The organism is Micromonospora sp. RTP1Z1, from assembly GCF_033804685.1.
Taxonomy (GTDB): domain Bacteria; phylum Actinomycetota; class Actinomycetes; order Mycobacteriales; family Micromonosporaceae; genus Micromonospora.
The window spans coordinates 1-946 of the sequence record NZ_JAPFQV010000144.1 but is presented as its reverse complement, the minus strand read 5'-3'; the positions used below and the strand labels follow the sequence as shown (position 1 = coordinate 946).

Here is a 946-nt window from a genome sequence, read left to right as displayed (position 1 = left end):
GACGAGGGCCTGAAGTCGTTCGCCCACATGGCGGTCGCGTCGCTAGTCGGCTGCACGTGGTGCCTGGACTTCAACTACTTCGAGACCCGCAACAAGGGGCTCGACGTGGAGAAGGCGCGCGAGATCCCGCGGTGGCGGGAGGCGGACGTCTTCACTCCGCTGGAGCGGGACGTCCTGGAGTACGCCGAGGCGATGAGCCAGACACCGCCGACCGTGACCGACGAGCTGGTGGACCGGCTGCACGCCGAGCTGGGACCTTCCGCCGTGGTCGAGCTCACCTCGGTGATCGCATTCGCGAACATGAGCACGCGTGGCAACGTGGCGCTCGGCATCGAGTCCGACGGCTTCGCCGCCGCGTGCGGCTTGAAGCCGCTGGCCGAGCGACCGGGAGTAGCGTCCGCGTCATGAGCGAGGACCCCTTCGTCGCCCACCGCAGCCTGCTGTTCACCGTCGCCTACGAGATGCTCGGCTCGGTCGCCGACGCCGAGGACGTGGTGCAGGAGACCTGGCTGCGGTGGGCAGCCGTGGTCGACGCCGAGCGCTGCGAGGTCCGGGACCCTCGGGCGTACCTCGTGCGGATCGTGACCCGGCTCTGCCTCAACCGGCTGCGCACGCTCGCGCGGCAGCGCGAGGAGTACGTGGGCGAGTGGCTGCCCGAGCCCGTGCTGACCAGCCCGGACGTCGCCGAGGACGTCGAGCTTGCGGAGAGCGTGTCGATCGCCATGCTGGCGGTACTCGAGACGCTGCTGCCGACGGAGCGCGCGGTCTTCGTGCTCCGCGAGGTCTTCGACGTGCCGTACGACGAGATCGCCGAGGCGCTGGACAAGTCGCCGGCGGCGGTGCGCCAGATCGCGACGCGGGCCCGCAAGCACGTGGCGGCGCGCCGGCCGCGGATGTCGGTGAGCCGCACCGAGCAGGAGCAGGTGGTCGAGCGGTTCCTCGCCGC

2 protein-coding genes are annotated in these 946 nt (G+C 70.9%); both read left to right on the top strand.

The genetic code is table 11. The features are described 5' to 3' along the window. A partial coding sequence (locus SLP03_RS31430) for a carboxymuconolactone decarboxylase family protein (protein ID WP_319464263.1) occupies positions 1-408 on the top strand: 408 nt, incomplete at its 5' end. Further along, positions 405-946 (top strand): sigma-70 family RNA polymerase sigma factor (locus SLP03_RS31425; RefSeq protein WP_319464262.1); only part of this gene is annotated, 542 nt, incomplete at its 3' end. The genes SLP03_RS31430 and SLP03_RS31425, both read left to right, overlap by 4 nt.